The sequence below is a fragment of the Streptomyces sp. H39-S7 genome, assembly GCF_027158205.1.
Taxonomy (GTDB): Bacteria; Actinomycetota; Actinomycetes; order Streptomycetales; family Streptomycetaceae; genus Actinacidiphila.
In genome coordinates, this window is sequence record NZ_JAPVLU010000002.1 from 87,633 (window position 1) to 112,473 (window position 24,841).

Sequence of the window (24,841 nt, forward strand, 5' to 3'; positions counted from 1 at the left end):
CGGACAAGGATTCCACAGCCGTCCGTTCCCTTCCCGGGGCCGCGACCCCGAGGACTCACTGAGAGCGAAAGCAGGGGAAGGCTATGCGACAGGTCGCGAAAAAGGGCCTGATCACGGTGGTCGCGACGGGCGGCGTACTCGCCGCCGGCAGCGGCTTCGCGTTTGCGGACTCGGGTGCCGTCGGCACCACGTCCGACTCGCCGGGCGTCGGCTCCGGCAACAACGTCCAGGTGCCGGTGCACGTACCGGTGAACCTGTGCGGGAACACGGCGAGCGTCATCGGTCTGCTGAACCCGGCGATGGGCAACAGCTGCGCGAACACCTCGGTCCACGGGGGACGGGGCGGAGCGGGTTCCACCGGCGCTGTGGCGCACGGCGGTGCCTCGCACTCGCCGGGCGTCCTCTCCGGCAACTCGGCGCAGGTTCCGATCGGCGTTCCGGTCAACGCGTGCGGCAACAGCGTCTCCGTGATCGGCGCGCTCAACCCCGCGATGGGCAACGGCTGCGCCAACGAGGAGTGGCACGCGCCGCACGACGACAGTGACGACTGCGTCGACCACCCCGGCGGTCAGCACGGGACCCCCGGCGGCCATCAGGGGACCCCCGGTCACCCGGGGCACCCGGGTCAGCCCGGTCACCCCGGAAATCCGGGCGCTCCGGGTCACCCCGGTCAGCCTGGCCACCCCGGAAACCCGGGTCACCCGGGTCAGCCTGGGAACCCCGGCAACCCCGGTCATCCCGGCAACCCCGGTCACCCCGGAAACCCCGGCCACCCGGGCCACCCCGGTCAGCCCGGCAACCCCAACACCCCCGGCAACCCCAACACCCCCGGCAACCCGAACACCCCCGGCAACCCGAACACCCCCGGTAACCCCGGAACCCCGGGTACCGGTACCCCGGGTCACCCCGGTGCCGGGCACGGCCAGCCTGGCGCGCACGTTCAGCCCGCCGTTCACACCCACCCGGCCGGGCCGTCGGTCCACCACTACACGCCGGCTGCTCGCCACGCGGCTCCGACCGCTGAGCTGGCCGCTACCGGTGCCGGGTCGCTCGGGATGGCGTTGCCGACCAGTGCCGCGCTGCTGCTCGGTGGCGGGATGCTCTACCGCCGTAACCGCGCCGCCCGTCGCTGACGGAAAAGGGAGCCGCGAGGCAGCCGTACGGCAGCCGCGCGGCCCGGCGCACAGCTCGATGGGACCCCGCGGTCGCGGGGTCCCATTTATGCGCTCTGGGGGATGTCAGCTCACCAGGTCGCCCTGACCTGGCGGATGATGCGGCGGCGCAGCCGCACCCGGCGGCTCCCGTCGGGGTAGAGGCGCAGACGGTCCAACTCCCAGTGGCCGTACTCCGCGTGGTCGGTCAGCAGTCGCGTCGCGTCCTTCCGGGAGACCCCCCGGGGGACGTACATCTCTGTGAATTCGTATTCCGGCATCGCATCTATTGTGCGGGCAACGCCCTGGTGCGGATAGCGTCTGCACCATGTCTGATGACGTGCAGCCCACCGTTGCCGAGGTACGTGCCGCCGCTGAGGCGGTCAAAGCCGCGCTGGACCGCCACCTCGAGGCGATCGAGAACCGGACGGGGGAGGACGACCCCGCCGTCTACACCGCTTTCGACGACCTCGCCTCGGCCGCCGAGGCCTACGACGAGCTGCTTTACGACGCCTACGACGAGGTCACACCCTTCGAGGTCCCATCCGGCGACACGCTGCCCGAGTACGCGGGATCCGACGAACCAGCCGCCATCAGCGTGCTCATCCGCCGCGACTACAGCATCGTGGAGCCGCAGCGGCTGCTGCTGCAGGCACGGCGGGTCGCCGACGCCGATTCCGGACCGGACACCGGAGTGAACGCGGCGATCGGCATTCTCTTCGGTGAGTACGAGCCCGACGAGATCGCCCAGCGGCACAAGGAGTTCGGGCTCGAGGAGGGCGACTCGACCCTCTGGGTCTCCGCCGCGGAGCCCGTCGAGGCGGGGGACTGGCTGGCCGCCCCGTTCGACCAGGCCGACCCCCAGCTGATCATCTGCCGGTTCGACGTCAGCTCGGTCTTCGACGACGAGCTGAGTGCCCTCGACCCGGACAACTAGGACCTGCGGCCGGGGCGGGCGGGGGTCCGTCCGCCCCGGCCCGGTTCACTCGGCCGTCGCCTGCTCGCGCAGCACCGAACGCAGCCGGGTCGTACGGTCCTTCGCCGGAATCCCGGCCACCGCCTGGGCCAGGCCCTGGTCGACGCCCTGCACCACCGAAAGGTGGCGCTCGCCCCGGCCGAAGGCCGTGTAGACCCACGCACGGGTCAGCGCCTGCACCGCGTCGCCCGGCAGTACGACGACCACGGCGGGCCAGCGGAGCCCGGCGGCCTGCTGTGCGGTCATCGCCCACCCGTGCCGCAGCGCCGCCACCTCGTCGCGCGGTACGAGGACCGGGGTGCCCGCGCAGTCCAGGTTCAGGCCTTCGGGGTCGGCCGACAACACCGTGCCGGGCAGCGTCAGACCCGGCTCCGGCGCGTACACCACGCGGTCGCCCGGATCGAAGCCGCCGAACCGGCCGGGGCCCGGATTGAGCCGTTCCTTGAGCGCCGCGTTGAGCACCTGGGTGCCGACGCCGCCGCCGTGGCCCGGCGTGATGACCTGGGTCTCCGCGGCGGCCACCCCGATGACGCGCGGCACCGAGTCGGCGACCAGCTGCACCGTGCGGTGCACCGCCTCGCGGGGGTCGCGGACGGGGACGATGACGACCTCCTTGTCAGGAGCCTCCACCGCCGTCAGCTCCCCGATGCCGATCCCCGACACCAGCTCGCCGATGGGCCCGAAGTCCGGCGTACGGGACGCGACCTGCGGGCAGGTCTTCGCCGCCAGCAGATCCGCGAAGGCCCGGCCGGGCCCGACCGACCACAGCACCCCGGGGTCGCCGCTGAGGACCAGCCGCGCGCCGTCGGGGACGGCCTCGACGAGCGTCGCGGAGAGCTCCACGTCGAGCTGCGGGGCGTCCAGGACGGCCAGCACATCCAGCGCCAGGCTCCCGTCGGTCTCACGGCCCGGGCCCTCCTGTCCGGACAGCAGCCCGGCGACGGTGACCGCGGTGTCCTCGCCGAGGTGCGCGGCGAGCCGTCGCCGGCCCTCCGCGGTGTACGCGGCCGCGTACGCGCGCAGCCCCAACTCGCGCGCCGCGGCGACCAGCGCGGCCGGCTCCGCGCGGGCCGCCTCGCCGCCTGTGTGGGCGACCAGCCCGCTGACGGCGGCGGCGCGGACCAGCGCGGCGGCGGACGGCGACGACGTGGCGGCGGCCGCCGACTCCCAGTCGAGGCCGTCCCCTTCGAAGGTCTTGAGCAGCCGGTCCAGGCCGTCCGCGAGGCTCTCCTCGGCGAGCGCGTACCGGTCGAGGCCGAGCAGCAGCCGGACGGGCGGCCCGTCCTCCTCGTCGGCGCCCGTGGCGGGCTTCGCCCCGGGGACGTCCTCGGTGTCCTGGAACACCAGCACCCGGCCCTCGGCGATGGCGGCGCTCAGGCCCTCCTCGGCGCCGGAGACCGACTGCTTCTCCAGCGCGGCGCGCAGCACGGACGATTCGAGGGCCGTGTGCCCCTGCTCGGCGGCCCGCTCCAACAGCCACACGACCAGGGCCCGTACACGACGCTCGTCGTCGGGCCCGCACTCGGCGCCGAGCAGCGCCCGCGCGAAGCCGTCCGCGTGCTCGACCCGCACACCGGCCAGTGACAGCACCTGCCACGGATCCTCACGCAGCGCCTGCGCCGCCCGTTCACCGAGCGCCGCCACCGCGGGCTCGGCCAGCTCCGCCGGTGCCCCGCCCTCGGCCAGCACGCTCCGCACCGCCTCGACGGCGGCCGGGTCGTACACGACGGGCACCCGCGCGAGCCGGAGCGGCTCCCGCGCGGTCCGCTCCCGGGCGGGCCGATCGGCAGTGACCCCGGCAGCCGGTGACCTCACAGGTTCGGGTGCGCGGTCGACATCCGCAGGGACGTCCTCCGGCGCCGCCTCCGCGGGTCCGGAATCCGCTTCCGGTTCCGCCGCCGCGTCGGCCGCGTCCTCCGGGGCCTCCACGGCCGTCTCGGGGGCCGCGGCGCCGACCTCGTCGCTCCCCTCGGCCGCCTCCGCCGTCCCGGCCCCTTCCGCGGCCTCGGCCGCCGGCACCTGGACACCCTCCAGGGCCGCCGCTTCGGCGGCCTGGAGCTTCGCCGCCTCCGCGGCCATCGCGTCGCGGCGCTTGCGGCGGGCCTCCGCGGCGTCGCCCTTGGGCGCCGGGGCCGCGGGGTTGTCGCCGCGTTCGATGGAGCGCATGGCGGCGGCGAGGTCCGCCAGGTCGACCGCGGGCTTGGTCCGAGCACCGGCGCGGGCGGCCGGCGCGGGGACGAGCGGAGCGGCGGCATCGTCTATGACCCGCTTCTGGTCCCGCTCCGTCTCGGCGAGGCGGGCGGGTGCCGTGGGCGGTTGCCCGTCGGCGCCGGGCGTCGCGACGTCCTGGTCGGTGCGGTCCTCGGTCACGTGGGCCTCCGTGGTGCGGCGTGGTGCGGCGGATCCCCGGCCGGGCTCGCTCAGAGCGTGCTCCAGTCGTGATCCGGGTAGCGGTGCAGCGGCGCCGACACGTCGTCCAGCGCCTGGCAGATCTCACTCGGAAGACTAAGGGCCTCCACTGACAATGCCTGCGCCAGCTGCTGCGCGTTGCGCGCGCCGACGATGGGCGCGGTCACTCCCGGCCGGTCCCGGACCCAGGCCAGCGCGACATCTATCGGCCGGACCGCGAGCCCGTCGGCCGCGGTGCTGACGGCGTCGACGATGAGCCGGGCGGTGTCGTCGAGGTACGGGTCGACGAAGGCCGCCATCTCCTCCGAGCCGCCGCGCGACTCCACCGGAGTCCCCGTCCGGTACTTGCCGGTGAGCACGCCACGCCCGAGCGGTGAGGACGGCAGCAGCCCGATACCCAGGTCGAGGGCGGCGGGCAGCACCTCGCGCTCGATGCCGCGCTGCAGCAGCGAGTACTCCATCTGCGTGCTCGCCAGCGGGGTGCGGCCGGGCACCGCGCGCTGCCAGGTCGCCGCCTTGGCCAGTTGCCAGCCGCAGTAGTTGGACACGCCGACGTACCGGGCCCGGCCGGACGTGACGGCGATGTCGAGGGCCTGCAGCGTCTCGTCGAGCGGGGTGGCCGGGTCGAAGGCGTGCACCTGCCACAGGTCGACGTAGTCGGTGCCGAGGCGCTGCAGGGAAGCGTCGAGGGCGGACAGGAGATGGCCGCGCGAGCAGTCGAAGCGCCGGTCCGGGTCGGGCACGCTGCCCGCCTTGGTGGCGATCACCAGGTCCGCGCGGGGGACGAGGTCGTCGAGGAGCCGGCCGAGCACGTACTCCGCGCCGCCGTCCGCGTAGACGTCGGCGGTGTCGACGAGGGTGCCGCCCGCCTCCCAGAACGTCTTGAGCTGGTCGGCCGCGTCCCGTTCCCCGGTGTACCGCCCCCACGTGAGCGTGCCCAGGCCGAGCCGCGACACGCGCAGGCCGGTGCGCCCGAGGTGCCTCTGTTCCATGACCGCTGAGATTACTGGTGAAGTGGCTGATTGGGCAGCCGTGACGGACCCGACAGGCGCGCGAGGCACGCCTTGGCGCTAAAGTCCGGAGTGACAGAGACGTTACTCATCAGTAAGGCAGCAGTAAGGGGAGCGGCATGCGGCTCGGAATCAACCTCGGCTACTGGGGCGCCGGGATGGACGGGGACAACCTGGCCGTCGCCCAGGAAGCGGACCGGCTCGGTTACTCGGTCTGCTGGGCCGCGGAGGCGTACGGTTCCGACGCCCCGACCGTGCTCTCCTGGGTGGCCGCGCAGACCGAGCGCATCGACATCGGCTCGGCGATCTTCCAGATCCCGGCCCGTACCCCCGCGATGACCGCGATGACGGCCGCCACCCTCGACTCACTCTCCGGCGGCCGCTTCCGGCTGGGCCTCGGCGTCTCGGGACCGCAGGTCTCCGAGGGCTGGTACGGCACGCGCTTCGACAAGCCGCTGTCCCGCACCCGGGAGTACGTCGAGATCGTCCGCAAGGCGATGTCCCGCGAGCGGCTCTCCCACGAGGGCGAGCACTGGACGCTGCCGCTGCCCGACGGCCCCGGCAAGGCGCTCAAGCTCACCGTGCACCCGGTGCGCGAGCACATCCCGCTGTACATCGCCGCGATCGGGCCCAAGAACCTGGAGCAGACCGGCGAGATCGCGGACGGCGCGCTGACGCTCTTCTGCGCCGCCGAGAACATGGAGGAGACCTCGCTGGCCCCGCTGCGCGCGGGCCGCGCCAAGGTCGGCAAGACCCTCGAGGGCTTTGACGTCTGCCCGACCCTGCCGCTCGCGCTGGGCGACGACGTGGACACGCTCGCCGACACCTTCCGCCCCTACACCGCCCTGTACGTCGGCGGCATGGGCAGCAGGAAGCAGAACTTCTACAACCGGCTCGCGCAGCGCATGGGCTACGAGAAGGAAGCCGCCGAGATCCAGGACAAGTACCTGGCCGGCGACAAGGACGGCGCCGCCGCCGCCATTCCGCGCGAGCTGATCGACCGGACGAGCCTGCTCGGCCCGGTCGAGCGGATCGCGGACCGGATGCAGGAGTACGCGGCCGCCGGCGTCACGACCCTGACCGTCACCCCGGCCGGCTGGACGCTCGACGAGCGGGTCGCCGCGCTGCGCGCGGGAGTCCAGGCCATGGAGCGCGCGGGCCTCGCGTAACGGCACTCGTCCCCCGAGGACCGGCCCCGGCCCCGCGAGGGGTCAGGGGCCGGCTGCCGGGCGGACCAGCGCTCCTAACTCGGCACCAGCCGCCCCAGCAGCCGTCCGAAGGCGACGAGCCGCGCTATCTGCCCCGGCCCGCCGTCGTCGAGCGACTTGCTGAAGCGGAACGCCTCGGGACGGAACCGGGCGGCGGCCACCGGCGAGTCCGGATCACCCTGCACCGCGCTCAACTCGTGCGGCATCGACGTCGCGAGCACCAGGTACACCCCCCGGTCGACCCGCGCCCCCTTCTCGTTCATGCCGACCAGCGTCCGCATCCCGACGTGGCCGATGGAGTTCAGCGGGAGCACCTGCACCGACGAGTCCAGGACCGTCCCGCCGGGCGCGCTCTCGTCGGCCAACTCCTCGCTGTGCCACAGGATCAGTCGCCGGCCGTCGCAGACCGCCGCCTCCTGCCAGACCGAGGTGCCGGCCTCCGTCAGATCCACCACCCGCTCCAGGGTGAAACCCAGGACCTTACGGCGCCCGAGCACGCCCCTGACCGCGTCCAACGCGACGTCCGCGTGCAGGAAGTAGGCGTCCGACGCGTCCTCGAGCCGCTCGTACGGCGACCAGTCCGACCCCGCCGGACCCGACCGGCGCGTGGTCGGGCGGCTCCTCGTCGCCTTGCTGAACATGTCCACCTGCTTCGTGATTCACGGTCTCGTCGGCCCCTCAGCCCCCGTTGAACCCTACCCAGGAGGCAGGACAGTGCGGGGGGAGGAGGCTCGACCGGAATCACTGGGATTCTGCGGCCGTGGTGGGGGCTCGGGGGTCTTCCCCGCCACGGCCGTCAGCAAACACAACGCCTCAGCGGCCCGGGGGTTACGCCCTGCGGCCCTCCGTCCCGCCCGGCGAAGGCCCTCCGTCCCGCGCCCGCGGCCGCCAGCCCGCCCGGCTACAGCCACCCGCGCCGTTTGAAGAAGACGTACAGGAAGCCGACGATGCCCGCCATGACGGTCATGACCGCCGGATAGCCCCAGACCGCCTGGAGTTCCGGCATGTGCTCGAAGTTCATGCCGTAGATGCCGGCGACCATCGTCGGCACCACGGCCATCGCGGCCCACGCCGAGATCTTGCGCATGTCGTCGTTCTGCCGCACTCCCACCTGCGTCAGGTGCGCGGCGAGGATGTCGGACAGCAGCCGGTCCAGGCTGTCGCCCTGCTCGTTCGCGCGGGTCAGGTGGTCGGCGACGTCGCGGAAGAACGGCCGGATGGACGCGGGGACGAAGGACGTCCCGCCGCCCGCGAGCCGGGTCATCGGGTCCATCAGCGGACCGGTGGCGCGGCGGAACTCCAGCGCCTGGCGTTTGAAGGTGTAGATCGTGCTCGCGGTGTTCGCCGAGTCCGTGACGTTCGGGCTGAAGACGGCCGACTCCAACTCCTCCAGATCCACCTGCAGTTCGGAGGCGATGTCGATGTAGTGGTCGACCACTGTGTCGCTGATCACATACAGGACCGAGGACGGCCCCTGCTTGAGCAGTTCGGGGTCCTTCTCCAGCCGGCTCCGCACCTCGGCCAGCGCGCTGCCCTCGCCGTGCCGGACCGTCACCACGAAGGCGTCGCCGACGAACACCATCAGCTCGCCCGCGGTCACCGTCGCCGCCGCGTCGTCGTACTCCAGCGGCTTGAGGACCACGAAGAGCGAGTCGTCGTAGAACTCCAGCTTGGGGCGCTGGTGCGCGTGCAGGGCGTCCTCGACGGCCAGCGGGTGCAGACCGAACTCCGAGGTCACCCGATCGAACTCCTCCTCCGTCGGCTCGTGCAGCCCGATCCAGAGGAAGGCGCCGGATGCCCGCGCCTGGTCCAGGGCATCGGACAGGTCGTCGGGCCCGTCCGTACGGTGCCCGTCCTTGTAGATGGCGCAGTCCACGATCACGCTGGCTATTCTTCCGCGATCCGGCGAAGTCACACCACCGACGTAGGCTGGCCGGCATGCCCACCGTGATCCTTGTCCGCCACGGGCGGTCCACCGCCAACGCCGACGGAGTGCTGGCCGGCTGGAGCCAGGGCGTCGCCCTGGACGACAGCGGCCGCGCCCAGGCCACCGAGCTCGCCGCCCGGCTGGCCGTGGTGCCGCTGGCCGCCGTCGTCACCAGCCCGCTGCAGCGCTGCCGGGAGACCGTCCAGCCGATGCTGGACACCCGCCCCGAGCTGCCCGTCCACACCGAGGACCGGATCGGCGAGTGCCGGTACGGGGACTGGACGGGCCGCAAGCTCTCCGAGCTGGCCCAGGAACCCCTGTGGGCCACCGTCCAGCGCCACCCGTCCGCCGCCGTCTTCCCCGGCCCCGACGGCGAGTCGCTGCGGTCGATGCAGGCGCGCGCGGTCGAAGCGGTCCGGGACTGGAACGCGAGGATCGAGGAGAGCCACGGCCCCGACGCGGTCTACGCCATCTGCTCGCACGGGGACATCATCAAGGCCATCGCCGCCGACGCCCTGGGCATGCACCTCGACCTCTTCCAGCGGATCGCCGTCGACCCCTGCTCGGTGACCGCGATCCGCTATACCGCCTACCGGCCGTTCCTGCTGCGGCTCGGCGACACCGGAGACCTCACCGGGCTGGCGCCCGCACCGTCCGCCGCGGCCACCGAGGCGTCGGAAACGGCCGGCAGCGCCGCCGGGGACACGGCGGGGGACGCGGTGGTCGGCGGAGGCACGGGCGCACCGTGATCGGCTTCCGCAGTAGGGTGGTGGACCGGCAGCGTTCCGCCGCCCCGGACCGGTGTCCGGCGGTACGGAACAGCCGCTTCCACCCAGAGCCGAGCACATCCGCAACTGAGCACCGCCACAGCTGAGCAGTCCCACAGTCGAGCAGACGCACAGTCGAGCAAACGGAGCAGGACGTGCCCCGTCAGGTCTTCTTCTACGAACAGCCGGATCGGTTCGTCGCCGGGACGGTCGGCGAGCCGGGCCAGCGCATCTTCTTCCTGCAGGCCACCGGCGCAGGCCGCACCACCAGCGTCGCCCTGGAGAAGACGCAGGTCGCGGCGTTGGCAGAACGCATCGACGAGCTGCTGGACGAGGTCGTTCGGCGGACCGGCGGCAGTACTGTCGTGCCCGCGGTCGCGCCGGGCGACCTGGCCGACACCGCGCCGCTCGACAGCCCCGTCGAGGAGGAGTTCCGGGTCGGCACGATGGCGCTGGCCTGGGACAGCACCCAGGAGCGCATGGTCCTGGAGGCCCAGGCGCTCGTCGAGGTCGAACCCGACGCCGACGACGCCACGCTCGAAGCGGCCGAGGAGCTCCGGGAGGACGACGAGAACGGCCCGCCGCTGCTGCGGGTCCACCTGACCGGCGCGCAGGCCCGGTCCTTCGCCAAGCGGGCCCTGGACGTGGTCTCGGCGGGCCGCCCGCCGTGCCCGCTGTGCAGCCTGCCACTGGACCCGGAAGGACACGTATGCCCGCGCCAGAACGGGTACCGGCGGGGAGCCTGAGCGGCGACGCCGCCGAAACGCCGGACGCCACGCCCGGCGGCGCGCCGGTCGGATCGCCGGGCGGTTCGCCGGTCGGGGGAACGCCGACCGGGGACGCCATGGAGCTGCTCACCCGCGGTGAACTGACCGTGCGCGGCCAGTTGCGCGACGCCTCCAACGCCGTCCTGTACTGCGAGGTCGCCCTCGACGGCCGGACCGCGGAGTGCGTGTACAAGCCCGTCGCGGGGGAGCGCCCGCTGTGGGACTTCCCGGACGGCACCCTCGCCGAGCGCGAGGTCGCCGCGTACCTGGTCTCGGAGGCCACCGGCTGGGGACTGGTCCCGCCGACGGTGCTGCGGGACGGCCCGTACGGCGAGGGCATGTGCCAGTTGTGGATCGACGAGGCCGAGCAGGAGCAGGAGCTGCTGGCGCTGGTCGAGGATGACGAGCCGGGCGAGGGCTGGAAGGCCGTCGTGCGGGCCGAGGTGGGCGACGGCCGCACCGCGCTGCTGGTGCACGCCGACGACGCGCGGCTGCGCCGGATCGCCCTGCTGGACGCCGTGATCAACAACGCCGACCGCAAGGGCGGCCACCTGCTGCCGGCGCCGGACGGCCGGCTCTACGGCATCGACCACGGCGTCGCGTTCCACACCGAGGACAAGCTGCGCACCCTCCTGTGGGGCTGGGCGGACGAGCCGCTGCCCGACGAGGCCGTCGCCGTGCTCGGACGTCTCACCGCCGCCCTGGAGGGCGAGCTCGGCGGCCGGCTGGCCGCCCTGCTGACCGGCGCCGAGGTGGCGGCGGTCGGAACCCGGGTGGCGGAGCTGCTGCACACCGGTCGCTACCCGCGCCCGGGCGGCCAGTGGCCGGCGATTCCGTGGCCGCCCGTGTAGAAGTCCCCGGCGCCCGGCCCTGCGGGCAGTGCGGTCCGGCCGGGATCCGGGGGCGGGTGCCCCGGACGGGAGCGTGCGGGGAAGTCAAGACCGCGAATCCGGCCCATCCGCGTTCGTGCCCGCCTCCGGTTCGTTTCCGGAACCCACGTCCGGTTACGCTCATGACATGTATGCCTGGCCCGCTTCCGACGTCCCTGCCCTTCCCGGCAGTGGCCGCGACCTCCGCCTCCACGACACCGCGACCGGTGGCCCGGTAACCCTGGACCCCGGTCCGGTCGCCCGCATCTATGTCTGCGGGATCACCCCCTACGACGCCACCCACATGGGGCACGCGGCCACCTACAACGCGTTCGACCTCGTGCAGCGCGTGTGGCTCGATACGAAGCGCCAGGTGCAGTACGTCCAGAACGTCACCGACGTCGACGATCCGCTCCTGGAGCGGGCCATCGCCAACGGAGACGACTGGACCGCGCTCGCCGAGCGTGAGACCGCCCTGTTCCGCGAGGACATGACCGCGCTGCGGATGCTCCCCCCGGACCACTACATCGGCGCCGTCGAGGCCATACCCGGGATCGTCCCGCTGGTCGAACGGCTCCTGGAACTGGGCGCGGCCTACGAGCTGGGCGGCGACACCTACTTCTCCGTCGACTCCGACCCGCACTTCGGGCAGGTCTCCCGGCTGGACGCGACCGCGATGCGGATCCTGTCCGCGGAACGCGGCGGCGACCCGGACCGTCCCGGCAAGAAGAACCCGCTGGACCCGATGCTCTGGATGGCCGCCCGCGAGGGCGAGCCGAGCTGGGACGGCGCCTCCCTGGGCCGCGGCCGGCCCGGCTGGCACATCGAGTGCGTGGCCATCGCGCTGGACCACCTCGGCATGGGCTTCGACGTCCAGGGCGGCGGCTCCGACCTCGCCTTCCCGCACCACGAGATGGGCGCCTCGCACGCCCAGGTGCTCACCGGTGAGTTCCCGATGGCCAAGGCGTACGTGCACGCCGGCATGGTCGCCCTCAACGGCGAGAAGATGTCGAAGTCCAAGGGGAACCTGGTCTTCGTCTCCCAGCTGCGCCGTGACGGGGTCGACCCGGCCGCGATCCGGCTCTCGCTGCTCGCCCACCACTACCGTGCCGACTGGGAGTGGACCGACGGCGTGCTCGCCGACGCCGTGGAGCGCCTCGCCCGCTGGCGCGCGGCGGTGTCCCGTCCCGACGGGCCGCCGGCCGAGGCGCTCGTCGAGGAGATCCGCGCGGCGCTCGCCGACGACCTGGACGCACCGGCCGCGCTCGCCGCGGTGGACCGCTGGGCTGTCTCGCAGGCCGTGTCCGGTGGCACGGACGAGGGCGCCCCCGGTGTGGTCTCCCGCGCGGTGGACGCACTGCTGGGCGTCGCTCTGTAACGTCACCCACCTCTCGACAGGAATGGCCCCGGCGGGATCATCCGCCGGGGCCGTTCCTGTCATGCCCTCTGGTCATGAGCACAACATCTGCGCTATACACGCTCACAGTTGCTCATTCGATGCTTCGAACTGCGCGCAGTTGCAGCCAGAGAGGTGTTCATGCACAGGGATGCTCAAGAACATGGCAGAACCCATGCGATACCGCTGCTCGTGCTGCTGGGTCTGATGATGGCCCTGCTGACCCCGGTCACCGGCACGGCGCACGCCGCGCCCGCCGAGAGCGCCGGCACCACCGTCGGGAACGTGACCGGCTTCTCCGCCGAGGGGCCCGTGTACCACCTGACGGCCGGCAAGGCCGAGGCCCGGGTCACCTTCGTGACCGGCCAGACGTTCCGGGTGGAACTCGCGCCCGACGGGAAGTTCACCGACCCCACCGGCAGCGACATCGTGCTGCCGCAGGGCGCCGCACCGGCCACCCACTGGCGGGACGCCGGTGACCGGTACGAGCTGAGTACCTCCCAGGTCACCCTGCGCGCCTGGAAGTCCCCGCTGCGCTTCGCCCTGTACCGCGCCGACGGAACCAAGGTCTGGGCCGAGTCCAAGGGCCTGACCTGGAACGGCGCACAGACCACGCAGACCCTGGAGCGCGGCGCCACCGAGCAGTTCTACGGCGCCGGGATGCAGAACGGCCGCGGCAACACCTCGCACCGCGGCCAGACCGTCGAGGTCGGCGTGGACGACAACTGGAACGACGGCGGCCACCCCAACTCCGTGCCGTTCTACCTGTCCACGGCCGGCTACGGCGCCTTCCGCAACACCTACGCGCCCGGCACGTACGCCTTCACCGATCCGGTGGCGACGACCGAGCAGGAGAACCGCTTCGACGCGTACTACTTCGCCGGACCGTCGGCCAAGGATGTCATCGGCCAGTACACGAAGCTGACCGGCCGCCCCTTCCTGCCCCCCGTGTACGGGCTGGAGGTCGGCGACTCCGACTGCTACCTGCACAACGCCAACCGGGGCGAGCGCCACACCCTGGACTCCCTCGCGGTCGCCGACGACTACGTCAAGAACGACATGCCGAACGGCTGGATGCTCGTCAACGACGGCTACGGCTGCGGCTACGAGAACCTCCCGCAGACGTCCGCCGGCCTCCAGGACCGCAGGATGGCGACGGGCCTGTGGACCGAGGACGGCATCGACAAGCTCGCCGACCAGGTCAAGGCCGGCCAGCGGATCGCCAAGCTCGACGTGGCCTGGGTCGGCGGCGGTTACAAGTTCGCCCTCGACGGCTGCAAGGACGCCTACCGGGGCATCGAGGACAACAGCGACGCCCGCGGCTTCACCTGGGCCCCCGAGAGCTGGTCGGGCGCGCAGCGCTGCGGTGTGCAGTGGTCGGGTGACCAGTCGGGCAGCTGGGAGTACATCCGCTGGCAGATCCCGACGTACGCGGGCGCCACGATGTCCGGCCTCGCCTACACCTCGGGTGACATCGACGGCATCTTCGGCGGCAGCGCCAAGACCTACACCCGCGACCTGGAGTGGAAGTCCTTCCTGCCGGCCGTGATGACGATGGACGGCTGGGCCGCGAACGACAAGCAGCCCTACCAGTACGGGGAGCCGTACACGTCCATCAACCGCCAGTACCTCAAGCTCAAGGAGTCGCTGCTGCCGTACACGTACTCCTACGCGGCCGAGGCGAACCGCACCGGCGTCGGCCAGGTCAGGCCGCTCGCGCTGGAGTACCCGAACGACCCGAAGGCGGCCTCCGACGCCGCCAAGTACGAGTTCCTGTCCGGCGAGGACTTCCTCGTGGCGCCGGTCTACCAGGACACCGCGGTGCGCGACGGCATCTACCTGCCGAAGGGCACCTGGACCGACTACTGGACCGGCCGGATCTACCAGGGCCCCACCACGGTCAACGGCTACAGCGCACCGCTGGGCACCCTGCCGCTGTTCGTCAAGGCCGGCGCCGCCGTGCCGATGTGGCCCGGCATCAGGTCCTACCAGGACCGCACGCCCACCTCACCGGTCGCCTGGGACGTCTACCCGCAGGGCACGTCCTCCTTCACGCTGTACGAGGACGACGGCGTCACCCGGCAGAGCCGGGCCGGGAAGTACGCGGAGCAGAAGGTCACCGTCCAGGCCCCGGCCTCCGGCGCGGGCGACGTGACCGTCGACGTCGGAGCGAGCGTCGGCACCTTCCAGGGCAAGCAGACCACCCGCCCGTACCGGTTCACCGTGCACACCGGTGACGCGCCGTCCCAGCTGCTGCTGGACGGGGCCGCGCTGCCGAGGTACACCTCCCGCGCCGCCTTCGACGCGGCCTCGCGCGGCTGGTGGTACGACGCCGCCGACCGGGGCGGTGTGGTGCAGGTGAAGACCACGTCGCTGACCACCGCGAAGCCGTTCACCCTGCGGCTGCTGGGCGCGAGCGCGCTCGGCGGCAAGGCGCCGGGCAGCGCCGCCGTCGTGTCGTCGCCGCCGGCGCAGGAGGTCGGCGCGGGCGTGCCGGCGACCGTCCCGGTCGATGTGGCGGCGGGCAGCAAGGACGCCACCGGTGTCCAGGTGACGCTGACGGCGCCGGCCGGCTGGTCGGTGACGGCCCCCGCGCCGGTGGACCGCATCCCCGCCGGCACGACCCGGCGGGTCCAGGTCACCGTCACCCCGGCGCCGGACGCGGCACCCGGGGAAGCGGTGCTGAAGGCCTCCGCCGCCTACCGGACGGCCGGGCAGGCCCGTGTGACGGCGCAGTCCTTCGCGGTGTCCGCGATGCCGCGGCCGCCGGTGGCCGACACCTGGGCGAGCGACATGGTGTGGCTGAGTGAGGGGAACGGCTACGGGCCGCCGGAACGCGACCGCAGCAACGGGGAGTCGGGCGCCGCGGACGGTCATCCGATCACTCTGGCGGGCACCGTCTACCCCAAGGGGATCGGCGCCCACGCCGACTCCGGCATCGAGCTCTACACCGGCGGCCGCTGCACCCGGTTCACCGCGGACGCCGGGATCGACGACGAGATCAACGGCTACGGGGAGGTGGCCTTCTCGGTCGAGGCGGACGGCAAGGTGCTGTGGACCTCGCCCAAGGTGACGGGCGCCTCCGCGACCGTCCCGGTGGACGTCCCGCTCGGCGGGGCGCGGCACGTCCGGCTGAAGATCACCGACACCAACGGTTCCAAGAGCGGTGACCACGGGGACTGGGCCGCGGCGAAGTTCAGCTGCGCCTGACCCCTCGGGACGCCGTACGACACGGCCGCCGGCCGGGTGCAGATGTCGCACCCGGCCGGCGGCCGTTCGTCGTGCCGAGGAGCTACTCGTCCTCGGAGTCGTCCGGTTCGGGCTCCTCCTTGGCGGCGCCCCGGGCGGGATGCGGCCCGGAGGTGTCCCGGAGGTAGGGATGCGCCTCGCCGGTGTCGGGATCGCGGCGCCGCAGGTAGCGTTCGAACTCCTTGGCGATGGCCTCGCCCGACGCCTCCGGCAGTTCGACGGTGTCGCGGGCCTCCTCCAACGTCTGCACGTACTCGGCGACTTCGCTGTCCTCGGCCGCCAGCTGGTCCACCCCGACCTGCCAGGCGCGCGCGTCCTCCGGCAGTTCGCCGAGCGGGATCCGCACGTCGAGCAGGTCCTCCAGGCGGTTGAGGAGGGCGAGCGTCGCCTTGGGGTTCGGCGGCTGCGACACGTAGTGCGGTACGGCGGCCCACAGGCTGACCGCCGGGATGCCGGCGTGCGTGCACGCCTCCTGGAGGATGCCGACGATGCCGGTCGGACCCTCGTAGCGGGACTCCTCCAGGTTCAGCGCGACGGCCAGGTCCGCGTCGGAGGTCACCCCGGTGACGGGGACCGGACGGGTGTGCGGGGTGTCGCCCAGCAGGGCGCCGAGCACGACGACCATCTCCACGCCGAGCTCGTGGGCGAAACCCAGGATCTCGTTGCAGAACGAGCGCCAGCGCATGCTCGGCTCGATGCCGCGGACCAGGACGAGGTCGCGGGGCCGGGGGTTCTGGACGCGGACCACCGACAGCCGGGTGGTCGGCCAGGTGATCTTGCGTACCCCGGCGTCCAGCCAGACCGTCGGCCGGTTGACCTGGAAGTCGTAGTAGTCCTCGGCGTCCAGTGCCGCGAAGACCTCGCCCTTGAACTCCCGGTCCATGTGGCCGACCGCGGTGGAGGCTGCGTCGCCGGCGTCGTTCCAGCCCTCGAACGCGGCCACCATGACCGGGTCGATCAGCTCGGGTACTCCCTCGAGCTCGATCACCCAGCGCCTCCTTCCGGCCGGAGGGGGCGGGCCCGTCCCCTGTCGGCTGCTGTTCGTGTCAGTGCGGGACCAGCCTACGGCTTACGGAGGCCCCCTTCGCAGCCCTCGTACCAGGATGATCCCCACGGTCATCGCACGTACGCGTCCCGTCACCATCCGCTCGCGCGGACCTCAGCGAGTGCCCCATCCGGACCGGTAGGCGGCCCAGTCGCCGGGGGTCGCGGCGAAGTCCACGTAGAGCGCCATGCCGAAGGTCTCGCGGTCCCTTCCGTGCCTGGCCAGACCCAGCCGCGCGCCGCGCACGGCGGCGGTGACGGTCTCGGCGGAGGGATGGTGCCCGCTGGTGCTGGTGTGGTAGCCGGGCAGCCCCATGATGAGGTCGGTGCCGGCCGGGGTGACCTCCAGGGCGAGGGCGGTCTGCTGGGCGAGATAACCGCCGAACAGGCTTTCCAGCGGCATCGCCGAGTCGTACGCCATCACCGCGACCTGGTCGACGCGGCGGGCGACCTCGGCGAAGTACTTCTGCGACCACCACTTGGGGTGGTCGAACACGGAGAGCGCGACGGTGTGCAGCCCCGGCAGCGGGTCGATCTGGTGGGTCGCCACGGACAGCGCGGCGCCGTGCGCCGAGGTCGTGGCGCGCAGCCGGTCCAGAATGTCCAGGAAGTCCGCGTCGCCGGAGTAGTTGGGCTCCAGGTCGAGGTGGACGCCGTCGAACCCGGCGGCCAGGACCTGTTGGGCGCTGCCCTGGATGCGGGCGCGGGTGGCCTCGTCGGCCAGGTGCAGCGCGTCGTCCTCGCCGTGGTGCGCGATGACGTTGCCGAGCCAGGCCTGCACCCGGACGCCCGGCAGGACCCGGTGGACCTCCTTGAGCAGCCACGCCGAGTTCGGGTAGAGCTTCGGATCGAGACCGCCGTTCTGCTCCAGCGGTCCGGTGTGCACGTAGAGGTCCCGGATCCCCGTCCCCTGGACCTTCACCCGCAGGGCTTCCAGCTCGGCCGCACCGTTCCGGCCGTCGACCCAGGCGTGCCCGAGCCAGACCGCGTCATGGCCCCGGGTGCGGCCCGCCGGGCCGGGATCCCCGGCGTACTCGAGCCGCAGCGCGATGGCCACCGCCAGCACGGGCACCAGGACCACCAGTGCGGTCACGAGTGCCCCACGCCGCAGCCATTTCAGGAGTCTCTCGCGAGACATCCGATCTGTCTTCCACAAAGTTGGCTCTACCCCCTGGACTTCGCGAGGTTTTCGGCGCTATACATCGGTTGTTCGAAAAAAGATCCGATGTCTAACGACGGGGGTGTACATGAGTCCGACCATTACCGAGGTCGACGTCTACGACATACGCTTCCCGACCTCGGAGCAGCTCGACGGCTCGGACGCCATGAACCCCGACCCCGACTACTCCGCCGCCTACGTAGTTCTGCGCACCGATGACCCCGACGGCCTGGAGGGGCACGGCTTCTGCTTCACGATCGGCCGCGGCAACGATGTCACCGCCGCCGCGATCCGCTCCCTGCGACCCTACGTACTGGGACGCGGCGTGGACAGTATTACCGGTGATCTTGGCGGACTCCACCGGGAGCTGACCCACGACTCCCAGCTGCGCTGGCTGGGCCCGGAGAAGGGCGTCATGCATATGGCGGCCGGCGCCGTCGTCAACGCCGCCTGGGACCTGGCGGCCAAGCGGGCCGGGCAGCCGGTCTGGGAGTTCCTGGCCTCCATGAGCCCCGAACAGATCGTGGACATGGTCGACTTCCGCTATCTGACCGACGCGCTCACCCGCGAGGAGGCGCTGGACATCCTGCGCGCCGCCGAACCGGGCCGGGCCGCGCGGACCGCGCTGCTGCGCGAACGCGGCTACCCCGCGTACACCACCTCACCGGGGTGGCTCGGCTACTCCGACGAGAAGCTCGCCCGGCTGTCGAAGGAAGCGGTCGCCGACGGCTTCCACCAGATCAAGCTCAAGGTCGGCGCCGACCTCGGCGACGACCTGCGCCGGATGCGCATCGCCCGCGAGGCCGTCGGCCCGGACATCCGGATCGCCGTCGACGCCAACCAGCGCTGGGACGTGTCCACCGCGCTGGAGTGGATGAAGGCCCTGGCCGCCTACGACCCGTACTGGATCGAGGAGCCCACCAGCCCGGACGACATCCTCGCCCACGCCGCGGTGCGCGCCGGGCAGCCCGTCAAGGTCGCCACCGGGGAACACGCCGCCAACCGCGTCATGTTCAAGCAGCTGCTGCAGGCCGGAGCCGTGGACTTCGTCCAGATCGACGCGGCCCGCGTCGCCGGGGTCAACGAGAACATCGCGATCCTGCTGCTCGCCGCCAAGTTCGGGGTCCCGGTCTGCCCGCACGCGGGCGGCGTCGGCCTGTGCGAGCTGGTGCAGCACCTGGCGATGTTCGACTACGTCGCCGTCTCCGGGAGCTGGGACGACCGGGTCATCGAGTACGTGGACCACCTCCACGAGCACTTCGAGGACCCCGTCGTCATCGACCACGGCCGCTACCGGGCCCCCGCCCGACCCGGGTTCTCCGCCCGGATGAAACCCCGATCCATCGCCGACCACCGCTACCCGGAAGGGCCGGTCTGGCAGGCCCGACAGGAGGGCTGCCCGGTCTCGCAGACCCGGCAGGAGGGATCCGCATGAACAGCAGCCAAGACCGTGATCTCCAGGGGCTCACCGCCCTCGTGACCGGCGGCGCCTCCGGCATCGGCGCCGCCACCGCCGCCCTGCTCACCGCGCGCGGCGCGCGCGTCGCCGTTCTGGACCGCGACCCGGCGGGGGCGCCGCCCGGCACCCTGGCCGTCACGGCGGACGTCGGCGACGGCCCCGCGGTACGGGCCGCGGTCGCCGAGGCCGTCGAACTCCTCGGCGGCCTGCACATCCTCGTCAACAACGCGGGGATCGGCGCCATCGGCACCGTCGAGGAGAACGACGACGACGAATGGCACCGCGTCCTCGACATCAACGTCCTCGGAATGGTGCGCACCGCGCGGGCCGCGCTGCCGCACCTGCGGGCCGCCGCCGCGGACCGCCCCGGGTGCGTGTCCATCACCAACACCTGCTCCATCGCGGCGACCGCGGGACTTCCGCAGCGCGCCCTCTACAGCGCCAGCAAGGGCGCGGTGCTCTCGCTGACGCTCGCGATGGCCGCCGACCACGTCCGCGACGGCATACGCGTCAACTGCGTGAACCCCGGCACCGCCGACACCCCCTGGATCGGCCGGCTGCTCGACCGGTCGGACGACCCGGCCGCCGAGCGTGCCGCACTGAACGCCCGCCAACCGCTGGGCCGCCTCGTCGCCGCCGACGAGGTCGCCGCGGCCATCGCCTACCTGGCGAGCCCCGCCGCGGCGAGCGTCACCGGGACGGCGCTGGCCGTCGACGGCGGCATGCAAGGACTGAGACTCCGCCCCACCCCCTGAGCCGCCACACACCAAGAAGGGCAGGACTCGACGATGAGACTGCGGCAGCGTTCCCTCACGAGCACCATGGTCACGGCCTGCGCGGCACTCCTCGCGGTCACCGCCGTCGCCGGCTGCAACCGCGGCAGCGACGACAAGGCCGGCACCTCCGGCAAGGTCGGTATCGACCTGCCGCGCGCGGACAGCGATTTCTGGAACTCCTACCAGCAGTACATCGAGAAGGGCGTGAAGGACGGGGTCGTCTCCGCACTGCCGCGCAGCAACTCGCAGAACGACATCACCAAGCTCGTGGCGAACGCCCAGACCTTCACCGACCAGGGTGCCAAGGCGGTGGTGATGGCCCCGCAGGACACCGGCGCCATCGCCTCCACCCTGGAGCGCCTGGCGAGCAGGAAGATCCCGGTCATCAGCGTGGACACCCGCCCCGACAAGGGCGACGTCTACATGGTGGTGCGCGCGGACAACAAGGCGTACGGGCAGAAGGCGTGCGAATACCTCGGGCAGCAGCTCTCCGGCAAGGGCAAGGTCGTCGAGTTCCAGGGCGCCCTCGACTCCATCAACGGGCGGGACCGCTCCGAGGCGTTCGCGTCCTGCATGAAGGAGAAGTTCCCCAACATCAAGGTCATCGAGCTGGCCACCGACTGGAAGGGCGACGTCGCCTCCTCCAAGCTGCAGGCCACCCTCGCCGCCGACCCGGACGTCAACGGCATCTACATGCAGGCCGGCGGCGTCTTCCTGCAGCCCACCCTCGCCCTGCTGGAGCAGAAGCACCTGCTCAAGCCGCCCGGCACCGCGGGCCACATCACCATCATCTCCAACGACGGGATCCCCGAGGAGCTGAAGGCGATCCGCGAGGGCAAGATCGACGCGACGGTCTCGCAGCCCGCCGACCTCTACGCCAAGTACGCGCTGTTCTACGCGAAGGCCGCGCTGGACGGGAAGACGTTCCAGCCGGGTCCCACCGACCACGGATCCACCATCATCAAGATCCCGAACGGTCTCGAGGACCAGCTGCCGGCCCCGCTCGTCATCAAGACCAACGTGGACGACGCCGCGCTGTGGGCCAACCAGCTCGGAAAGAGCTGACCATGTCCCAGGCACCAGCCAACGAAGCCCCCGGCCGGGAGCCGGCGGCCGGACCGCCGCCGGCCGTGCACGCCGAGGGCGTCGTCAAGCGCTTCGGCCCGACTGTCGCGCTCGACCGGGTGCGGCTGACCGTGCGGGCCGGCGAGTCCCACGCCCTCGTCGGCCGCAACGGCGCCGGCAAGTCCACCCTCGTCTCCGTACTGACCGGGCTGCACGCCCCGGACGCGGGCTCCGTCGCCTTCCAGGGCGAGGCGGCGCCCGCGTTCGGGGACACCACTGCCTGGCAGTCGAAGGTCGCCTGCGTCTACCAGAAGTCCATGGTCGTCCCGGATCTGACCGTCGCGGAGAACCTCTTCCTCAACCGCTTCGGGGAGGGACGGATCCGCTGGCCGAAGCTGCGCGAGCGGGCCCGCGGCCTGCTCGCGGAGTACGGCGTCGACGTCGATCCGGCGGCGCGCGCCAAGGATCTGACCGTCGAGCAGCGGCAGTTCGTGGAGATTGCCAGAGCACTCTCCTTCGGTGCCCGCTTCATCATCCTCGACGAGCCAACCGCGCAGCTCGACGCGGCCGGCATCGAGCGGCTCTTCGCGAAGCTGCGCGAACTGCAGCGGCAGGGCGTCGCCTTCCTGTTCATCTCCCACCACCTCCAGGAGGTGTACGACCTGTGCACCACCGTCACCGTCTACCGTGACGCCCGGCACGTCCTCACCGCGCCCGTCGCGGAGTTGGACAAGGCCGACCTGGTGCAGGCGATGACCGGGGACGCGGCGCACTCCGCCCTGGCCTGGCAGGCGGGCGCCGCGGTGCCCGCCGAGGCCGAACCCGTACTGCGCGCCGAGGGGCTCGCTCTCGACGGCGCCTACCGGGCCATCGACTTCACCGTGCGCCCCGGCGAAGTGCTCGGCCTGGCCGGGGCGACCGCCAGCGGCAACACCGCCCTGGGGGAGACCCTGGTGGGGCTGCGCAAGCCCACGTCCGGCCGGACCGTCGTGGCGGGCCGGACCGTACGGCCGGGCAGCGTGCCGCACGCGCTCGGCGCGGGGATCGGCTACGTGCCGGAGGACCGGCACCGGCAGGGCCTGGTGCTGGGCCGCAGCGTCGCGGAGAACGCGACGCTCACCGTCACCGACCAGCTCGGCCCGTACGGCACCGTGCTGCCCTCCCGCACCAGGGCGTTCGCGCAGTCGATGATCGACTCGCTGGACATCAAGACCTCGGGCCCCGGCCAGCCGGTCTCCGACCTGTCCGGCGGCAACCAGCAGAAGGTCGTCATCGCGCGGGCGCTGGCCCGCAAACCGCGGGTGCTGGTGGCGATCCGGCCGACCGCGGGCGTCGACGTCAAGTCCAAGGACGCGCTGCTCGGCGTGGTGCGGGAGGTGGCCGACGGCGGGAACGCCGCGGTCATCGTCTCCGACGAGCTGGACGACCTGCGGGTCTGCGACCGTGTCCTGGCCCTGTTCCACGGCCGGGTGATCGCCGAGTTCGACAGCGGATGGACCGACAGGGACCTGGTCTCCGCGATGGAAGGACTGCCCGTGACTCCGGGCGGCCGTAAGGGAGACGACCAGGATGACTGAGACCACCGACGCCACCCAGCTGACCGCGGAGCCGCTCACCCCGCAGAAGGAGCGCCGGCCGGGAGGTCTGAGCTTCCGGCTGGCCCGCTACCGGGACCTGTCGCTGATCCCGGTGCTGCTGGTGCTGTGCGTGATCGGCTTCATCGTCTCGCCGGCGTTCCTGACCTCCGACAACCTGATCGGTGTCGCCCAGCAGTCCACCGAACTGAGCCTGCTGGTGCTGGCCGAGGCACTCATCCTCATCAGCGGGCGCATGGACCTGTCGCTGGAGTCCACCATCGGCGTGGCCCCGGTCATCGCCATGTGGCTGGTGCTGCCCTCGTCGGGACCCGCCACGTTCCACGGGCTGGGCGTCCTGCCGTCCTGGTCCGCGATACCGCTCTGCCTGGCGGTCGGCGTGGTGATCGGCGGCATCAACGGCTTCCTCATCCTGAAACTGCGCGTCAACGGCTTCATCGCCACGCTCGGGATGCTCACCATGCTGCGCGGCCTCCAGATCGGGGTGGCCGAGGGCAAGTCGATCGTCAACGTGCCGGAGTCGTTCGCCTACCTCGGCAAGGCCTCCTGGTTCGGCGCGCCCGCCGCGATCTGGATCTGCCTGGTGCTCTTCGCCGTCGGCGGCCTCGCGCTGGGCTACCTGCGGCACGGCCGCGCGCTCTACGCGATCGGCGGCAACACCGAGGCGGCGCGCGCCGCCGGCATCCGCGTGGACCGCATCACCTGGATCGTGCTCGGCCTCGGCGGGCTGCTCGCCGCGTTCGCCGGGATCCTGTACACCGGCCACTACGGCTCGGTCTCGGCGGGCCAGGGCAACGGCTGGATCTTCCAGGTGTTCGCCGCCACCGTCATCGGCGGCGTCAGCCTCAACGGCGGTCGCGGCACCCTCTTCGGGGCGCTGACCGGGGTGCTCACCCTGCAGCTGGTCGTCAACGTGATGACACTGGGCGGCGTGCCCCCGCTGTGGAACCAGTTCCTCAACGGCGCGATCATCATCGTGGCACTGATCATCTCCCGCTTCGCGAGCGGCGAGAAGCAGGACTGAGTGACACCGCGACGGAAGGAACCGGCGATGCCCGTACCGGAACTGCCCCGCCTGGGCCTCGGCTGCGCGCCGCTGGGCAATCTGTACCGGGCCATGCCGGATGAGACCGCGGCCGCCGTCACGGCGGCCGCCCTCGACCTCGGCTGCGGCTACCTCGACACCGCCCCGCACTACGGCCTCGGCCTGTCCGAGGAACGCCTCGGCCGGGCGCTCGCCGGACGCCCGCGCTCCTCGTACGTGCTGTCCACCAAGGTCGGCCGGCGGCTGCGGCCGCTGGCCGCGGGGGAGCGGACCGACGGCCAGGGCTTCGTCGACACCCCCGCCCGCGCCCGCGAGTGGGACTTCACCGCCGACGGGATCCGGGCCACGCTGGAGGGCTCCCTCACCCGGCTCGGCACTGACCGCGCCGACATCGTCTACCTGCACGACGTCGAGGACCACCTGCCGGCGGTCTACGCGACCGGGTTCCCCGCGCTCGCGAAGCTGCGCGACGAGGGGCTGGTCGGAGCCATCGGCTTCGGGATGAACGACAGCGGGGTGCTCGCGCGGCTCGTCGCCGACCTCGACGTCGACGTGGTGCTGTGCGCCGGCCGCTGGACGCTGCTGGAGCGCACCGCCTACGACGACCTGCTGCCGGTGTGCGCCGAGCGCTCCACCGCCGTGGTCGTCGGCGGCGTCTACAACTCCGGGCTGCTCGCCGACCCGCGGCCCGGCGCCCCGTACAACTACGCCGCGGCCCCGCCCGGGCTGGTGCGGCGGGCCCTGGACATCGCGGACGTGTGCGCGGAGTTCGGCGTCCCGCTGCGGGCGGCCGCGCTGCGGTTCCCGTTCGGCCACCCGTCGGTGGTCTCCGCCGTCGTCGGCGCGGCCACCCCGGAGGAGGTCCGGGACAACGCGGCGCTCTTTTCGTACGACATCCCCGCCCCGATGTGGACGGCCCTCGTCGAGCGCGGACTGCTCGACGAGGACATCCCGCTGCCGGCGTAAGGC

21 protein-coding genes are annotated in these 24,841 nt (G+C 72.3%); 14 read left to right on the plus strand and 7 right to left on the minus strand.

Features of this window, described 5'->3' with window-relative positions; genetic code table 11:
• Positions 1-83 precede the first annotated feature (83 nt).
• On the plus strand, positions 84-1,133 hold the full coding sequence (locus O3X23_RS02190) for a chaplin family protein (RefSeq protein WP_269269314.1): 1,050 nt from the start codon (positions 84-86) through the stop codon (positions 1,131-1,133).
• A 110-nt stretch (positions 1,134-1,243) separates the two neighbouring features.
• Here O3X23_RS02190 and O3X23_RS02195 read toward each other — a convergent pair whose 3' ends face one another.
• Entirely contained in the window at positions 1,244-1,432 is a 189-nt protein-coding gene (locus O3X23_RS02195; protein WP_138353264.1) for a DUF5703 family protein, read from the minus strand.
• A gap of 47 nt (positions 1,433-1,479) precedes the next feature.
• Between O3X23_RS02195 and O3X23_RS02200 the strand changes: the two genes are divergently transcribed.
• The gene (locus O3X23_RS02200; RefSeq protein WP_269269315.1) at positions 1,480-2,088 is read left to right on the plus strand and encodes a hypothetical protein; all 609 of its coding nucleotides are present in this window, start codon (positions 1,480-1,482) and stop codon (positions 2,086-2,088) included.
• A 45-nt stretch (positions 2,089-2,133) separates the two neighbouring features.
• Here the strand turns inward: O3X23_RS02200 and O3X23_RS02205 are convergent, their stop codons facing one another.
• On the minus strand, positions 2,134-4,293 hold the full coding sequence (locus O3X23_RS02205; RefSeq protein WP_269269559.1) for a helix-hairpin-helix domain-containing protein: 2,160 nt from the start codon (positions 4,291-4,293) through the stop codon (positions 2,134-2,136).
• Between the two features lie 254 nt (positions 4,294-4,547).
• On the minus strand, positions 4,548-5,528 hold the full coding sequence (locus O3X23_RS02210) for an aldo/keto reductase (RefSeq protein ID WP_269269316.1): 981 nt from the start codon (positions 5,526-5,528) through the stop codon (positions 4,548-4,550).
• Between the two features lie 137 nt (positions 5,529-5,665).
• Here O3X23_RS02210 and O3X23_RS02215 point away from each other — a divergent pair, with 137 nt between their 5' ends.
• On the plus strand, positions 5,666-6,715 hold the full coding sequence (locus tag O3X23_RS02215; protein WP_269269317.1) for an LLM class F420-dependent oxidoreductase: 1,050 nt from the start codon (positions 5,666-5,668) through the stop codon (positions 6,713-6,715).
• 74 nt (positions 6,716-6,789) lie between these two features.
• Here O3X23_RS02215 and O3X23_RS02220 read toward each other — a convergent pair whose 3' ends face one another.
• Positions 6,790-7,395, minus strand: a complete 606-nt coding sequence (locus tag O3X23_RS02220; protein ID WP_269269318.1) for a hypothetical protein — start codon at positions 7,393-7,395, stop codon at positions 6,790-6,792.
• A gap of 260 nt (positions 7,396-7,655) precedes the next feature.
• A complete protein-coding gene (gene corA / locus O3X23_RS02225; protein WP_269269560.1) occupies positions 7,656-8,645 on the minus strand; it encodes a magnesium/cobalt transporter CorA in 990 nt (329 codons plus the stop codon).
• Between the two features lie 47 nt (positions 8,646-8,692).
• Between corA and O3X23_RS02230 the strand changes: the two genes are divergently transcribed.
• The 5 genes from O3X23_RS02230 to O3X23_RS02250 all read left to right on the plus strand — a co-directional run bounded on the left by O3X23_RS02230 (position 8,693) and on the right by O3X23_RS02250 (position 15,690).
• Positions 8,693-9,430: a histidine phosphatase family protein gene (locus O3X23_RS02230; RefSeq protein ID WP_269269320.1), complete on the plus strand. Its 738-nt coding sequence runs from the start codon at positions 8,693-8,695 to the stop codon at positions 9,428-9,430.
• A gap of 173 nt (positions 9,431-9,603) precedes the next feature.
• On the plus strand, positions 9,604-10,194 hold the full coding sequence (locus tag O3X23_RS02235) for a DUF3090 domain-containing protein (protein WP_269269321.1): 591 nt from the start codon (positions 9,604-9,606) through the stop codon (positions 10,192-10,194).
• Between the two features lie 98 nt (positions 10,195-10,292).
• On the plus strand, positions 10,293-11,066 hold the full coding sequence (locus O3X23_RS02240) for an SCO1664 family protein (RefSeq protein WP_269269562.1): 774 nt from the start codon (positions 10,293-10,295) through the stop codon (positions 11,064-11,066).
• A gap of 166 nt (positions 11,067-11,232) precedes the next feature.
• Positions 11,233-12,462, plus strand: a complete 1,230-nt coding sequence (gene mshC, locus O3X23_RS02245; protein WP_269269322.1) for a cysteine--1-D-myo-inosityl 2-amino-2-deoxy-alpha-D-glucopyranoside ligase — start codon at positions 11,233-11,235, stop codon at positions 12,460-12,462.
• 225 nt (positions 12,463-12,687) lie between these two features.
• The gene (locus tag O3X23_RS02250) at positions 12,688-15,690 is read left to right on the plus strand and encodes an NPCBM/NEW2 domain-containing protein (protein WP_269269563.1); all 3,003 of its coding nucleotides are present in this window, start codon (positions 12,688-12,690) and stop codon (positions 15,688-15,690) included.
• Between the two features lie 82 nt (positions 15,691-15,772).
• On the opposite strand, the gene O3X23_RS02255 is transcribed toward O3X23_RS02250, so the two are convergent.
• Together O3X23_RS02255 and O3X23_RS02260 are read right to left on the minus strand one after the other, a co-directional pair.
• A complete protein-coding gene (locus O3X23_RS02255) occupies positions 15,773-16,717 on the minus strand; it encodes a PAC2 family protein (protein ID WP_269269323.1) in 945 nt (314 codons plus the stop codon).
• 171 nt (positions 16,718-16,888) lie between these two features.
• Positions 16,889-17,866 carry a hypothetical protein gene (locus O3X23_RS02260; protein WP_443047687.1) on the minus strand — a complete coding sequence of 326 codons (978 nt, stop codon included), beginning with the start codon at positions 17,864-17,866 and terminating at the stop codon, positions 16,889-16,891.
• A 154-nt stretch (positions 17,867-18,020) separates the two neighbouring features.
• Between O3X23_RS02260 and O3X23_RS02265 the strand changes: the two genes are divergently transcribed.
• Genes O3X23_RS02265 through O3X23_RS02290 form a run of 6 tightly spaced genes read left to right on the plus strand, consistent with a single transcriptional unit; the run spans position 18,021 to position 24,838 of the window.
• Positions 18,021-19,367 carry an L-fuconate dehydratase gene (locus O3X23_RS02265; RefSeq protein WP_269269325.1) on the plus strand — a complete coding sequence of 449 codons (1,347 nt, stop codon included), beginning with the start codon at positions 18,021-18,023 and terminating at the stop codon, positions 19,365-19,367.
• Complete coding sequence (locus tag O3X23_RS02270) at positions 19,364-20,146, plus strand: SDR family NAD(P)-dependent oxidoreductase (RefSeq protein ID WP_269269327.1); 783 nt, start codon at positions 19,364-19,366, stop codon at positions 20,144-20,146. The genes O3X23_RS02265 and O3X23_RS02270 overlap by 4 nt, the downstream gene beginning before the upstream one ends.
• A gap of 33 nt (positions 20,147-20,179) precedes the next feature.
• On the plus strand, positions 20,180-21,232 hold the full coding sequence (locus tag O3X23_RS02275; protein WP_269269329.1) for a sugar ABC transporter substrate-binding protein: 1,053 nt from the start codon (positions 20,180-20,182) through the stop codon (positions 21,230-21,232).
• Between the two features lie 2 nt (positions 21,233-21,234).
• Positions 21,235-22,809 (plus strand): sugar ABC transporter ATP-binding protein, encoded by a 1,575-nt coding sequence (locus O3X23_RS02280; RefSeq protein WP_269269331.1) that lies wholly within the window; start codon positions 21,235-21,237, stop codon positions 22,807-22,809.
• Positions 22,802-23,851: an ABC transporter permease gene (locus O3X23_RS02285; protein ID WP_269269332.1), complete on the plus strand. Its 1,050-nt coding sequence runs from the start codon at positions 22,802-22,804 to the stop codon at positions 23,849-23,851. Before O3X23_RS02280 ends, O3X23_RS02285 begins: the two co-directional genes overlap by 8 nt.
• 27 nt (positions 23,852-23,878) lie before the next feature.
• Positions 23,879-24,838 (plus strand): aldo/keto reductase, encoded by a 960-nt coding sequence (locus O3X23_RS02290; RefSeq protein ID WP_269269334.1) that lies wholly within the window; start codon positions 23,879-23,881, stop codon positions 24,836-24,838.
• Positions 24,839-24,841 lie beyond the last annotated feature (3 nt).